Origin of the sequence: Clostridium sp. Marseille-Q5894, assembly GCF_946902305.1 — a bacterium.
Classification (GTDB): Bacteria; Bacillota_I; Bacilli_A; order Erysipelotrichales; family Coprobacillaceae; genus Thomasclavelia.
In genome coordinates this window covers 12660-27459 of sequence record NZ_CAMPPT010000007.1, presented here as the reverse complement: position 1 = coordinate 27459, position 14800 = coordinate 12660, and the positions used below count along the sequence as shown (strand labels likewise).

8 protein-coding genes are annotated in these 14800 nt (G+C 30.7%); all 8 read right to left on the bottom strand.

Going from position 1 to position 14800, the window contains the following annotated elements:
- Positions 1–3: 3 nt before the first annotated feature.
- Positions 4–945, bottom strand: coding sequence for a beta-ketoacyl-ACP synthase III (locus tag OC535_RS10805; RefSeq protein ID WP_227052498.1), 942 nt, complete (start codon positions 943–945; stop codon positions 4–6).
- Between the two features lie 8 nt (positions 946–953).
- Entirely contained in the window at positions 954–1415 is a 462-nt protein-coding gene (locus tag OC535_RS10800; protein ID WP_024722041.1) for a MarR family winged helix-turn-helix transcriptional regulator, read from the bottom strand.
- On the bottom strand, positions 1408–2358 hold the full coding sequence (locus OC535_RS10795) for an acetyl-CoA carboxylase carboxyltransferase subunit alpha (protein ID WP_498823816.1): 951 nt from the start codon (positions 2356–2358) through the stop codon (positions 1408–1410). Before OC535_RS10795 ends, OC535_RS10800 begins: the two co-directional genes overlap by 8 nt.
- Positions 2358–3230: an acetyl-CoA carboxylase, carboxyltransferase subunit beta gene (gene accD / locus OC535_RS10790; RefSeq protein WP_024722042.1), complete on the bottom strand. Its 873-nt coding sequence runs from the start codon at positions 3228–3230 to the stop codon at positions 2358–2360. The genes OC535_RS10795 and accD overlap by 1 nt, the downstream gene beginning before the upstream one ends.
- A 3-nt stretch (positions 3231–3233) precedes the next feature.
- On the bottom strand, positions 3234–4586 hold the full coding sequence (locus OC535_RS10785; RefSeq protein ID WP_024722043.1) for an acetyl-CoA carboxylase biotin carboxylase subunit: 1353 nt from the start codon (positions 4584–4586) through the stop codon (positions 3234–3236).
- Positions 4587–4591: 5 nt separating this feature from the next.
- A complete protein-coding gene (gene accB / locus OC535_RS10780) occupies positions 4592–5047 on the bottom strand; it encodes an acetyl-CoA carboxylase biotin carboxyl carrier protein (protein ID WP_024722044.1) in 456 nt (151 codons plus the stop codon).
- A gap of 118 nt (positions 5048–5165) precedes the next feature.
- The gene (gene acpP, locus OC535_RS10775; RefSeq protein ID WP_024722045.1) at positions 5166–5393 is read right to left on the bottom strand and encodes an acyl carrier protein; all 228 of its coding nucleotides are present in this window, start codon (positions 5391–5393) and stop codon (positions 5166–5168) included.
- Between the two features lie 261 nt (positions 5394–5654).
- Positions 5655–14552 carry a ZmpA/ZmpB/ZmpC family metallo-endopeptidase gene (locus OC535_RS10770; RefSeq protein WP_498823815.1) on the bottom strand — a complete coding sequence of 2966 codons (8898 nt, stop codon included), beginning with the start codon at positions 14550–14552 and terminating at the stop codon, positions 5655–5657.
- Positions 14553–14800 lie beyond the last annotated feature (248 nt).

Sequence of the window (14800 nt, the reverse complement as noted above, 5' to 3'; positions counted from 1 at the left end):
TTTTTAACTCCATTCTATTAATGTAGCGCCCCAAGTAAGGCCCCCGCCAAAACCAACACAAATAATTTTATCGCCTGGTTTTAACATCTGTTTTTCATCCATCTCTGCTAATGCTAAAGGAATACTAGCAGCAGAGGTATTTCCATATTCTTGTAAATTCATATAAAACTTATCTTCAGAAGATTTTAACTTCTTATATACATTTTTAATAATTCGATAATTAGCTTGATGACATACAACATATGCAACATCATCAAGAGTCAGATTGCTTTTCTTTAAAACCGCATTTATGCTTTCAGGAATTACTTTAACAGCAAATTTAAATACTTCCTGTCCTGCCATCGTAAGGAAATGATTTTCACTTACTTCATTAATTGCTGGTGCATTCAAAGCATCTAAATTACCAGCAGAATTGCTGTAGCTAGCAAAAATTCCTTCCCCATTACTAATAACTAGTGCTCCCGCGCCATCACCAAATAACACACAAGTATTACGATCGTTGAAGTCGATCATTTTGGATATTTTTTCACTTCCAATTACTAAAGCATATTTATCACCTAAATTTTGTAATAACGCCTGAGCTACTGTTAAAGCATAAACAAAACCACTACAAGCTGCATTTAAATCAAAACACATTACTTCTTGATCGTTTAATCCTAATTTTTCTTGAATTAAACAAGCATTACTAGGTGTGAAATAGTCTGGTGTCATAGTTGCACAAATTATTAAACCAATTTTACTTTTATCTATATTTTTTATTGCTTTTAAAGCTGCTTGATATCCCAAATCAACACAACTTTCTTCCTTTGCAATATGTCTTCTTTTTATTCCAGTTCTAGAGACAATCCACTCATCTGAAGTTTCAACCATTTTTTCAAGATCGAAATTATCAAGAACTTGTTGTGGTGCATAGTAACCAGTTGACAGTATTTTTAATCCATTCATATAATCTCCTAATATTTTTCTTTGATATCTTCAAAGAAATAAACCAGCTGCTGTAATGATTTAATCAATAATTCATCATCAAGAACATGACTATCTTCACATACTCGACTAACCATTTCTTCATGGAAATCACGATGAACCTTACAAACACGATTACCTTTAATTGTTAATTCTACTCGAATAACACGACGATCATTTTCATCTTTATGACGTTTTACATATCCTTTAGCTTCCAGCTTTTTTATTGCTGTCGTAATCGTTCCATTCGTTAAAGTCGCTTTTGAAGCAATCGTCGACATCGTCGGATTTGATAAAGAACTGATTGCATCAATAATATGCAATTCTGACAAACTTAAATCTTCAACTCCATGTCCTACCATATATTGCGTTTCAATATCCATTATCTGGTTAAATAATCTAACAAACAAATGGTTGATCAATTCTCGATTTAAAATATCGCGATTAGTCATTCGTCACTCGGCCCATTTCTCTAAATTTATTATAGCGTTTAGTTATCAATGCTGTTTTTGATAATTTCATTAATTCTTCTAAATTATTACGAAGATATATTCTTAAACGCTTATACACATATTCACGATTTTTTGTAATTCCTCCGCGAGGTTCTTTGATAATTTTATCAATTATTTTCATTTCATATAAATCATCAGCTGTTAATTTCATTAACTCTGCCGCTTCATGAACACGTGTACCATCCTTATCTTTCCACAATATTGATGCAAATCCTTCCGGTGATAAAACTGAATAAACACTATTTTCCAACATCACCATGCGATCTCCGATACTTAGTGCAAGAGCTCCACCACTTCCGCCTTCACCAATTACAACAACAATAATTGGTACTGTTAATTGTGACATTTCCATCAAATTACGAGCAATGGCTTCACCAATGCCATGTTTTTCAGCTTTAAGTCCTGGATAAGCACCAGGTGTATCAACAAAAGTGATAATAGGTCGATTAAACTTTTCAGCCTGTTTCATCAAACGCATTGCTTTTCGATATCCTTCTGGTGAAGACATTCCAAAATTGCATTTTAGATTTTCATCTAAAGTTCGCCCTTTTAAATGCCCAACTACTGTACAAGGAATATTTTCAAACATTGCCAATCCCCCGACAATAGAACCATCATCTTTATAAAAACGATCGCCATGTAATTCAATAAAATCATCAAAAAGATTTTCAATATATTCATACACGTTTGGTCGATCAGATTTTCTTGCTAGATAAACACGATCATAAGCACTAATATTTTGATAAGCTTCATTTTCCAAACGAGCTTTCGTATTTTCTAAATCTTGAATTTGTAAAGTATGATCAATTTCCTGATCATCTTTTAATTTTAATAATTCTAATTCAATTTCTTTAATTTTTATTTCTTTTTCCTGCAGTGACATTATTGCGCCCCCCTGCTATGCATTTTTAATAATTTAATAATTGTTTCTCGCATTTTTGAACGTTCCACTATCAAATCAATAAATCCTTGATCTTGCATAAATTCCGTTCTTTGGAATCCCTCTGGTAATTTTTGTTTGATCGTTGATTCAATTACTCGAGGACCAGCAAAACCAATTAAAGCTTTTGGCTCTCCAATAATAATATCACCTAACATTGCAAACGAAGCCGTTACTCCACCCGTAGTTGGATGCGTAATATAAGAAATATACAACAATCCCGCTTCATGATGTTTAGCTAAAGCTGCACTTGTCTTAGCCATCTGCATCAAAGAAATAATCCCTTCCTGCATTCTGGCTCCCCCTGAAGTTGTAAAGATAATAATTGGACACTTACGCTTTGTAGCATGTTCAATTGCTCTTGTTATTTTCTCTCCAACAGCACCTGACATACTCCCCATCAAAAAGCGTGAATCCATTACACAAACAACAACTTTTTTTCCACCAATTTTTCCTGTAGCACAGACAACCGCTTCGTCAAGATTAGTCGCTTCTTCTAATTTTTTTAATTTTTCTTTATAACCAGGAAACATTAATGGATCATTAGATTTAATATTTTTATATAACTCTTTATATCTAGCTCCATCATATAAAAGATTTAATCGTGTATAAGCACGCATTTTTAAATGAGCTTTACATTTAGGACAAACATAATAATTTTCTTTTAAGTCTTCACTTAAAATCGATTCCCCACAATTTTCACACTTAGTGTATAAACCATCTGGTATATCAATTCTTTTTTTATCTTGTAACTTATGACGAATTGATTTGAATAAATTTAATTTTTCTTTTCGCGCTCTAAATAATTCTTCCATTTACTATCTCACCAACTTATCTAAGTTATTTTCAATAAAACTTGTATCAAAATTTCCTTTTACATATTCCCCTGTATGCAAAATCAAATACTGTAATTCTTGATTAGTATCAATACCATCAATAACCAGCTCAGCTAAAACCCTTCGCATCCTTCTAATTGCCTCTAAACGATTAGAACCATGAACAATAACTTTCGCAATCATTGAATCATAGTGTGATGATACTTTATAACCTTGATACAAAGTTGTGTCGATTCTGACTCCTAGTCCGCCTGGTAAGTGCACACTTTTGACAGTTCCAGGACAAGGTCTAAAACCTTCACGGGGATTTTCTGCATTGATTCGACACTCAATTGCATGACCATTCAAATGAATATCACTTTGCTTATATGTTAATTTTTGATTAGCTGCGATTCTAATTTGTTCTCTGATCAAGTCTATTCCGGTAATCATTTCGGTAATTGGATGTTCTACTTGAATTCGTGTATTCATCTCAATAAAATAATAATTTCCATCTTGATCAAGAACATATTCAATTGTCCCCGCATTACGATAACCAGCTCCAACAGCTGCTTTAACAGCATCTTCTCCCATCTTTTGTCGTAATAAAGGTGTTAAAGCTTTGCTAGGTGCTTCTTCGATCATTTTTTGATTACGTCGCTGAATCGAGCAATCACGTTCCCCTAAATGAATAACATTACCATAATTATCAGCCAAGATCTGGAACTCGATATGCTTAGGGTTTAAAATCAATTTTTCCAGATACATATCATCATCACCAAAGCATGCTTTAGCTTCTGCTTTAGCTGTTAAATATGCATCATCAAATTCTTCTTCGCTAAAAGCTTTTCGCATTCCACGACCTCCGCCTCCAGCTGAAGCTTTAATCAAAACTGGATAACCGATTTGAGTAGCTATCTTTTTAGCATCTTCAAGATCATTGACGCTGCCATCACTTCCAGGTACAACCGGAACTCCAGCTTCGATCATCTTTTGACGAGCCATACTTTTATTTCCCATCATGTCAATAACATCACCACTTGGTCCAATAAATGTCATTCCACATTCTTCAACTAAACGCGCAAAAGTCGAGTTTTCAGATAAAAAGCCAAAGCCTGGATGAATTGCATCACAACCTAGAGCTGTTGCAGCACTTAAAATATTTTTCATATTTAAATAACTATCTGCCGCCTTTGCCGGTCCAATGCATACTGCATGATCTGCTAACTGCACATGTAATGAAGTACTATCAACATCAGAATAAACAGCTACCGCTTCAATTCCTAACTCTTGACATGTTCTTATAATTCTTACCGCTATTTCGCCACGGTTAGCAATTAAAATTCGTTTAAACATATCTATTACCCTTCAATTACCATCAATACTTGATCATATTCTACCAGGTCTTCTGTTTCAGCCATGATTGCACTAACTGTTCCATCAATTGGTGATTTGATTTCATTCATTACTTTCATCGCCTCAACAATACATAGTACCTGACCCGCTTTTACTTTACTACCAACTTCAACATATGGCTTAGCAGTTGGTGAGCTTGCAGCATAGTATACACCTACGATCGGTGATTTGATTGGAGTCCCTGTTATTGCCGGTTCTTTAACCGCTTCTAAAGGGGCTGATGTCGAAGAAACCGGTGTTGAAGAAACAGGAAGTACAGCTGCTTCACTATTAACTACATTTACAGGTGCTGCTGGTGCTTTTTCTAATTCTAATTTAATATCATCTATTTCTACTTTCATTTTGAAAACTTCTGAGTTTTCAAATTCATTGATAAGTTGTTTTACTAAATCAATTTTCATAATCTTCTCCTTTGTTTTGAATATCAAAGTAAATTTTCTTAAAAAAATAATGCTCATACTTTGAACATCAAAATATTTTTTTTGCAAAATTATTACCCAGTCAAACTGGGTAATAAAATTAAGCGTTTGCTTTGATATAATCTACGATATCTTGTACTGTTTTGATTTCAGCTGCTTTTTCATCAGGAATTTCAATATCAAATTCTTCTTCTACAGCCATGATTAATTCAACTGCATCTAATGAATCTGCATCTAAATCTTCTTTTAAATTAGCTTCTAAAGTTACTGCATCTTCATCGCAACTTAATGAATCAACGATTATTTCTTTTACTTTTTCAAATTCCACGTTTTATTCCTCCTCGTGTATATTACGCGTACATTATAACAAAAAGAAATTATTTGTAAATAGTTTGATGTTCAAAATTTTTATCAAATTTTGTTTATTTACTCAAAACCCACTAATATCAACACTTTTCAACCATATTTTTTATAATTTCTTTTTTTAATTTCAAATAATAATTTAAAAGGAAGTTAAAATTATTGTTGTATTCAATAATTTTAAGCTTCCTATTTTTAATCTTTATCAATAACCAAAAAGTAATATTTTTTATTTTAACTTCGGTAATCCGGTTGTTTCAACATCATTAAAATCCCAAACATCCTGACTCAATTGTAATGTTAGTTCATAAAAATCTGCCAACTTCACTTGTTCTAATGAAATCGCCATTGTTGTTTTATTACTATTTTCTACTACATTAGTTAGTCCTGTTGTCTCTCTTGCTTCATAACAATTTACTAGAGTTACATTCGTTTCTAATTTTGTGGAAAATTTATAGCAGTCATCCGCTACATTTCCTAAAACAAGACAATTTACAAATTTAGTTGTTCCACGACTCGAACCAACAAAACCTGCATTTTGATTTGATCTTACTTCGCCTGTTCTAATAACATCTACTTTTGATATAACATTATCAATTGTTACATTGACCGCTTCTCCAGCCACCGGACCATTATCAGTATATTGAACCGTCATCTCCCCTTGTACTAAAACATTTGAAATCCTTCCACCATTTTTACGTCCAATCAGCATAGAATTATAACAACCACTACTTCCCCTGGCTCCATTTACAACAGCATCAGTAATCTGTACTTTTTCAATTATCGAATTATTTCTATCATATCCAAATAATAATGCGATATAGTTATTTCCTGACAAACTTACTTGATTGATCTTAATATTAGAAACGTATGCTCCATATGCATATTTTGCAACTACATTAGCATAATCGCTACGTCCTTTATCAATATTAACATTTTCAATTTTCAAATTAGTAAGCTGTCCATATAACGTCTCAAATATCGCTGTGTTTAAATTTGTAATCTTATGACCATTTCCATCTAATTTTCCATAAAAATTCGTTGTTATAAGAGCTGAGCTGCTTGTAATCTCTCGAGCATCCAGATCATTAGTTAAGACATAAATCTTGTCAGGATCTGCGTTTAATTTTTGTAAATCTTCGATCGTGCTGATTTCAATTTTATCAATCATACTTGTTATATCATTTGTATCTAAAGAACTTTTTAATTTTGGTAAGCCGCCAGCCAAAACATTTTTGAAATCCCAAATTTCTTCACTCCAGCCTAATGTCGAAGTATAAAATTCTTTATTATTCATTTCTTTTGAATCAATATTTATAATTTTTCCCGCAAAATCAAGATCACTTTTAGTTGTTGTACTTATTAAATTAGAATCAGCGTTTTCATAGTTATTTTTATATTTACTATAACCATTATTGGCTGTTTGCGAATCAAATAAATAAGCTTTCATTCCCACTGAGGATGATAAATTATTTTCAACTCTTGCATTATTAGTAAAACCAAACATCCCACCAGCTAATGTTGTCGTTGAAGAACTTACATAACTATTACTAAAACAATTCTTTACAGTATAAGTATCAAGATACCCAATTAACCCCCCTGTTCTATTTCCATTTGCTGTTAAACTTCCTGATGTATAACAGTTTGCAATAATTCCGTTTGAATAACCATAAGCCGCTAAGCCACCAGCATAAGCAGATACAGCTGATACATCAGCATTTATAGAACAATTTTTAACATTAGTAGATATTAATCTTCCTGTTAATCCACCAACATAACTTTTCCCTTCAATAGTACTATTAGTAACATGTACATTTTCGACTCTACTTTTTTCAATCGTTTGTGCCAATGCTCCAACATTATCAACGTTTGAAAGATTTATTTGTGCTCCGACTATTTTTAAATCATATATATAAGAAAATTTAATTGCTTTAAATAACGGCTGTTTTAAGCCAGTAATAGTATGCCCATTTCCATTAAGACTTCCTGTAAAAGTCACATTATCAAAAATTGCCGCTGCCTCATTTTCTATTTCAATACTAGATACATCTATATCATTATCTAACACGATCATGCCACAAGAATTAATTTCTAATGCCTGTTTTAATTCAGCTGCTGTAGTTACGTGAGTTATTTTCGTAGCACCTTTTGCAAATACATCACTTCTAAAATCATCTGTCGCCCTTTTGATATAGTGATATGTAATCTTTCTTATATTGGTAGTATAAGATACATTTCTATCATCATTTTGACTATCTATTAATAAAGCTTCTTTATATTCTTCTAATAGTTTATCAGCATTTATAAAAGCATCTAATTTACTCCAATTTTCTTTCATCATTTCATAACGAATCATTTTATATTTTTTCCAAGTCATAGTAGCATCACCAGTTACTTTTCTGATTGCTTCTAAATCATTTTGACTGATTCCACTATAATAAGTAATATATCCACCTTCATATCCACCAATACCTAACATTTCCCACGCTAACTGTTTAAGCGAATAAGAATCTGGTACCCCATTATCATTATGTGGCTGATACCAGCGTCTAGCATCTGTCGTTTTGTAACCATATCTATTAGTCCCAATAGTTGTTGTTTTCGTTATCCCAGGATAAATAATGATTCGATTATCCCATAGATCTTCTACTGTCTTTAAATTCATAGTTGCAAATTCATCAGCCGTTATCACTTTATATCCCGTTGTCGAATCTCCGGCTTCCTGCTCAGTATCATCTTTTTGAGGATAAAATACTTGTACACCAATTTTAGATTGTTTTTCAGGTGATAAATCTAAAAAGGCCAAAGCTTCTATATAATCTAAAAAATCTAAAGTATCGATCATATTTTTATAATAACTTTCAATTTTATCAATTGAATTGATTCTATCTGTCGTAAGATTATTTGCCTTATCTGCTGCATTATCATTATTGTAGGCTAAATTAAAATTATATGCACCATCAGCTACACTTTGTGAAGTATTTCCATCAGCATAATCCTCTGCACCTGAACCTGGGCGTCTCCCGTTTCCATATAGAAAAATTTTACTATCTTGATCATGTCCGGTTTCATGACTCCAAGTATTAAAAGATGTATCACCCAGAGCTTTATAAACAACCCAATAAATACGATCGCCATAAGCATAAGCGCCAACACCTTTAAGTGCAGTCCCCCACCAGTTTCCAGCATCATTAAAATATTTATGGAATGGTTCTTCAGTTTCTCCAGTAACTTGAGAACCCTCAAGTGTGTTATATGTATCTATCTGAATATCAGAATACATGTTAAATCTTTCATGCGGTACTAAGCCTGCTGCTGTTCCATAAAATTCGATAATCAAATTTCCCATTGATACCATTCTTTCATATAAACTTGCTCTTTGACTTTCATCATCTGGATCAGAAATATAAACTCGCTGTGCTCCTACCATGATTTGTGACGGACAAGCGATAACATATGCAGCGTTATCAGGTAAAGTCAGTAATGGCAATAAATAGTTTTCCCTTTGTTTTAAATGTTTCCATGCCCGATATTCGATATTGGAATTTTCATATCCTTTTGCCTGTACCTCTAATACAAGTCCTTGATAATTTTGTGAAAACCAGTCATTTACATCTTCATAACCACCAACAGTTTTTATAAAGTAATCAATAAAGCTGCCAATATTTGTTTTATTCGTATAATTAGCTATTTTACTACTATAAAAAGTATGCGCTGCATTAGTATTACGATTAGCATTTGTTGCTAATACTTCATTGGTCATTATTATTGCATCAATATTATCATATAACATCCCATAATAGACAATATCTTTTAAATTAACACCTTCTACATCAATGCTATACCACTTATTATAATAATTATAGGCATACAACAATTGTTTCAAATTAACTAATATATCATTTTTTACTTTAGTATTCATAACATCATCATTGATACATAAATAATAATTCTTTGTATTAGCAATTAACTTTAATATAAAATCTGTTAGTTGTTCTTTTGTTGTTTCACTATAAAAATCCTTATATAATCGGCTGTCTATCTCTGATGTTAATGGATCTAGATCCATCATGTAATCATATGATTCCATCTGCTCCACTAATTCAACAATAATTGGATTGGTACTATCAACTATATAAGCTGGAAAATTATATCCGATCTTTAATTCAGCAATGACATAATTCATTACTATACCATTTTTAGTTCCATCAATAAGTTGATAAATTTCAGTTGTATCATCTTTAAAAACAATTTTAAGATGATCAATAATATCATACTCTTTATCAGTTAAAACTGTTACCATATTTCCATCTTTATCATAAGGAATAATCTTATCAATAAGCTTTTGATTCAAACTACTATCAACATTTATTTTACTTCCATCCGATACTAAATACGCAGCATCGTAAAATGGCATCAACTTATATAAATTAGCGTATAATATTTCTTTACGCATATCATAATTAACTAGATTCCGTAACCTTTGATATTCAGGAATATAAATATTACTATTTTGTGGTTTTAATATATTTTGATTATTAAAATCTTTAGGATCAGCATTTTTTAACGTTGGATAATCAGATTCCATAACTGTTTCAAGATTCCAAATATCTGGATCCCAGCCAAGAGTCGTTTCAAAAAAAACTTTATTTATATTTGCTTTTTCTAAAACCTTTATTTTATCACCAGAAACATTTGAAGCTAATTGAGATTCTTTTAATTCATAGTTATTATTTGAAGAATTGGAATTTCCATTACCATGCACTCTATTTCCGCCAGTTGTTCCATCTGCCAAGCTTAAATTATTATTTAAACGCATTATTCCACTGGCATAATATCCAATGATCCCACCAGTTGCTCTACCATTTGATTTTATTATCGTGGCAGAATAACAGTTTTCAATTGTTATGTTACCACTAACTTCTCCAATAATGCCACCCACAGCATCACTAGATCCGGTTACATCCCCTTGGATATATGAATTAGAAATAGTGACATTGGCAGATGTATTTGCCCAGCCAATAAAGCCTCCTGTTCTTTTTCCGCCTGTAATCGTTGAATTAGTAACAGAACTATTTTCTATCTTCAGCGTTCCTATTGTTCGACCAATCATCCCGCCTGCTGGAGATATATTCCCACTTAAAGTACTATCTGTTAAATGAACATTTTTAAGGGTCGTAGCTTCAGCACTAGTCGCTAAAATCCCGCCTTTTCCATTTACTTGTGCAGCTTGAATAACTAAATTTTGAATTGTTGCGCCATTTAAAGTATTAAATAATGGCGTTTTCAAATTCTTGATCGTATAACCATTACCATTTAAGGTTCCTGTAAAATCGATTGGGAATAATGAGGACTCTAAAGAAAGCAACGTTCCAGCATCTAAATTACCAGTTAATTCATAAGTACCTGATGGGTCTGCTTTTATTTTCTCTATCAGGGTTTCTAATGTCATATGTCTAGCTATCTTGTTTTCATCTACTGTCCCATATTCAACAATGACATTTGAACTTTTAATATTATCTTGATATTGGATCATATTCAAAGTATCAAGTTTAAAATATAACTTGTCATCTTTTATTTCATAATCCTTTATCTTAGCATAATAATCTGTTTGTTCTTGCATTATCACTTTGATTAAATAATGATCCAAAACTAAATTTTGAACATCCAATTCACTTACAGCTGCTACTGAATCACCTTTTTTCTCATACAATATGATATCTTGAATATCTTTCAATTCATAAAATCGGTAACCTGTTTCTAGAGTTTGTTCAAATAATATTTGATTAATAAATTCATTTTTCCCTGTCTCTAATCCATTGCTATCTAAATCATAAGCAGCAATGATCTGTACTTGATAAACTTCATTATGTGTGTTATCAATCGGTATCTCAAAAGTTAATTCCTCACTATTAAGATATTTTTCTAATAAATCATTTTCTAACACACTATTTCCATTAATTACAACGCCTTTTAAAGCTGTGATTGTTTGATCATTATCCTTGATTTGTAAATGTACCTTCATTTTATTTTCAACATCATTAATTTCATGAGTTAAACTTGTTACTTCTGGTACCTCTTTTAAAATCTCGACTTGTACTTTACAATCTTCCTGTTCTACTTCATATCCATTATCTAAAATAACACTATTAATAACAATTTCTTTTATGCCACTATTAGTAAAACCTTCCAATTCTACAACACAAGTATCATTTTCTTTCTTTACTGCATATTCTTTTTCATTAATTTTTACTTTCTCTGGTTGATAGATCGTATTACTTATTGCAATAAAATATAATTTCAAATTTTCATTCTTTGTAAAATAAATAGAATCTTTATTACTCATAGTTACAGTTTTTAAATTATTGATTACTACTTGATAATTCCCTACTAACTGGATTTGTCTAGTCTCTAATAATTCGTTTTCAATTTTATTTTGCTCTCCAGTAATTTCATTTAAAACATTAGTATCTAAATCATAACTTATATAATGATTTATTGAATAAATTTGATTTGGCGTTACTGTATAGATAAATGTATTTTTCCCTTTCTGGATACTTTGTTTAATCCCATCGTAATCATCTAAAATCGTATAACCATTAATAAAAGCATTATCTTGGTCGATCAATTCAAATTCTACTGTAATTGTATTATTTGAAAAGTCATCTATCACACTATAATTTGTAATATATGGCTTATCTTTTAATACTTCTATTTGAACATTTTTTTCTACTGCCGTTTCTTCTGTTTGATCATCAGTAATAACTTTTCTTAACATAATATCCTGTATTCCAGCTTCGTTTGCGGCTAAAATCGTTACTTTATATGTATGATCATTAACTTTAACTACAGGATACTCAATATAATTAATTTGTAATCCTTTAATATCAACTGCTCTATTACTATCAAATATATATGTAAGTTCTATTTTCCCGTTTTTTATAACATAATATTGACTGATATTAACATCTGTGACGGTTATTTTTAAATTTGCCGTTATTTCTTCAGTATAAATAGTTTGTTTTAATTTTTGATTTGCTTCAGATAAGTTATAATCTGCAATTATTTTTACAGTGTATTTATCTGTTGAAATTGTATTCATTGTTACTTTAGTAGTATCCCTTGTTATATCTTGTCTTTCAATTTCTTTGCCCTTACCGTCCAGTAAAACAAGATAAGCATTTTCTAGAGCTTGATCTTCATCTAATACTTGAAATGTAAAATCGAGCGTATTTTCTTTTTCCTGAGCTTTAAAATTTGTAATTCCTGGAGCGTTTTTTTCTATTTCTATTTCTATCTGCAAATTATCGACTGATAACACTTTTCCATTACTTAAAATAACTTCTTCTAATTTCAGTATCTTTTTCCCAAACTTAGTTATCGTCTTTAGATTAACTAAATAACTATTTTCCAATTCTTTTTCTACTTCATAAAACGTCCCATTGACCTTTACTTTTTCAGGAATATGAATCGTACTATTAGTACTTATAAATTTCAAAATAATATTATCCTGTTTACTAAAAACCATACTTTCTACATCTTCTTTATAAGCTTTTAGATGTGAAATATTCAATTGATAATCAACATTCAATTGTATCTCTTTTGAAATAGTTTGATTACCCGTATTTTGTTGTCCTGTTATATCATTTAGCTCATTAGAATCTAGATCATATTCTAAATTGATTCTGGCTAAATATTTTTTTCCTTCTTCAATAGACATTTCAATATTATTTTCACCAATAGATAACGTCTTTGAAATATTCAATTCTTCTACTACAAAACTTCCTGTTGTAAGTGCCTTATCTACATCTTCTATATTTATTTTCACAAAAACCTTAGCATTATCAATATCTTCTTCTACTACATAGTCAGTTATTAAAGGCATCGTTTTTAATACATCTACTTTTATTTCTTTACTAACATTTAATCCTATCCCATTTGTAAAAATCACTTTTTCAAATGTCAACGTTTTAATACCAGCTGAATTTCCCGCAGGAACTTTTACTACATGATCTATATTATCACTTGTTTCAACTGGATAATTTGTCCCATTAATTTGTACTTCCTTTATTTTAACATCTTTATTACAAATCGCTTCAAAATGTAAGTCAACATCTTCACCTTGTTTTGGATAATAGTTTTCTGGTGTAATAGCTTTGATTTCACAAGTTAAATCTTCTTTATCTTCTATATTCCATACTAAACAAGATAAGTCGGTTACAGTAATCTTCCCATCTGCATTGATATCTCCAGCTAACCAGTTTTCTTCAGGTAAAAGTTCTAAGCCAATAAGATGTTTTTCTAATAAAACAATATCTATCTCATCTACACTTCCATCGTTATTAACATCACCTTTATTAAAAAACGTAACTGAAGCGGCATAAACTATTCTTCCAATTTGTAAAACAAATAAAGCACTTATCGCAAATATGATAAATAAATTCTTTCTTTTAATTAATTTAGATATTATATTTTTTCTTTTTTTATAAATGATAAAAATAATGCTTCCTTCAACTAAAAAAAGAATTAATAAAAAATTAAATTCATCTCCAGTTTTAGGTACTGTTCCAGATTGGATTGAATCGATTTGATTTTTTTGATCATCGATCAAAGGCTGATTGTTTGACATAGTATTATCATCCATGCTTTTTATAATCGTTAAAGATATTTCATCATCTTCAACATAAATATCTTCTATTCCCTGTGAAGAAATAAATTGACGTATTTTGATTTTAGTTTCCCCAACCATAGCATTACTTTTTACTCGCAATCTAAGTTTGGTAATTGCTCCATCAGTATAGACCCCGTGTTTATTGATCGCAACTAATTCATGATTTGCTTTATTATATTGTAAATTAGTCCAGTTATTCAAACTCTCAAAATCACTTATTTTAATTTCTTCAAAAACATTTGTATCATAGTCAATTTTAGTATGATAAGCATTTAATCCCTTTTGCATGACTGGTATATTTTTTAAACCAATAGTTACTATCACTTCTTGACTAGTTTTTACTTCTTGAATATTCGCTGTTAAATCAGTTTGGTAATTTGATTGCGCCTCTACATTTCCGCAAAATGTAAAAAACATCAGCATTATCAAAACACATGATATTACAACTTTTTTCATATTATATTTTCCTCTCTAAATCATCCCTATTTTTCTTGTAAACAATCGTTTTATTTAATTTACCTCCCTTTACTCCCGTTTTTATTTTTTTTCTGAACCTTTTACTAAGTCCATTTATTTAATTGTGATATGATAAATAATGATATCATCTTTATCATATTTTGTGATTCTGTCTGGAAAAGTGGTTAAAAGATTTTATTAAACATCAATTATATTTCAAGTCATTATTCAATTTTATTTTTGTAGCT

Coding starts and splice junctions, on each gene's coding strand:
- OC535_RS10805 (WP_227052498.1), bottom strand. CDS start 945: ATGAATGGATTAAAAATACTGTCAACTGGTTACTATGCACCACAACAA.
- OC535_RS10800 (WP_024722041.1), bottom strand. CDS start 1,415: ATGACTAATCGCGATATTTTAAATCGAGAATTGATCAACCATTTGTTT.
- OC535_RS10795 (WP_498823816.1), bottom strand. CDS start 2,358: ATGTCACTGCAGGAAAAAGAAATAAAAATTAAAGAAATTGAATTAGAA.
- accD (WP_024722042.1), bottom strand. CDS start 3,230: ATGGAAGAATTATTTAGAGCGCGAAAAGAAAAATTAAATTTATTCAAA.
- OC535_RS10785 (WP_024722043.1), bottom strand. CDS start 4,586: ATGTTTAAACGAATTTTAATTGCTAACCGTGGCGAAATAGCGGTAAGA.
- accB (WP_024722044.1), bottom strand. CDS start 5,047: ATGAAAATTGATTTAGTAAAACAACTTATCAATGAATTTGAAAACTCA.
- OC535_RS10770 (WP_498823815.1), bottom strand. CDS start 14,552: ATGAAAAAAGTTGTAATATCATGTGTTTTGATAATGCTGATGTTTTTT.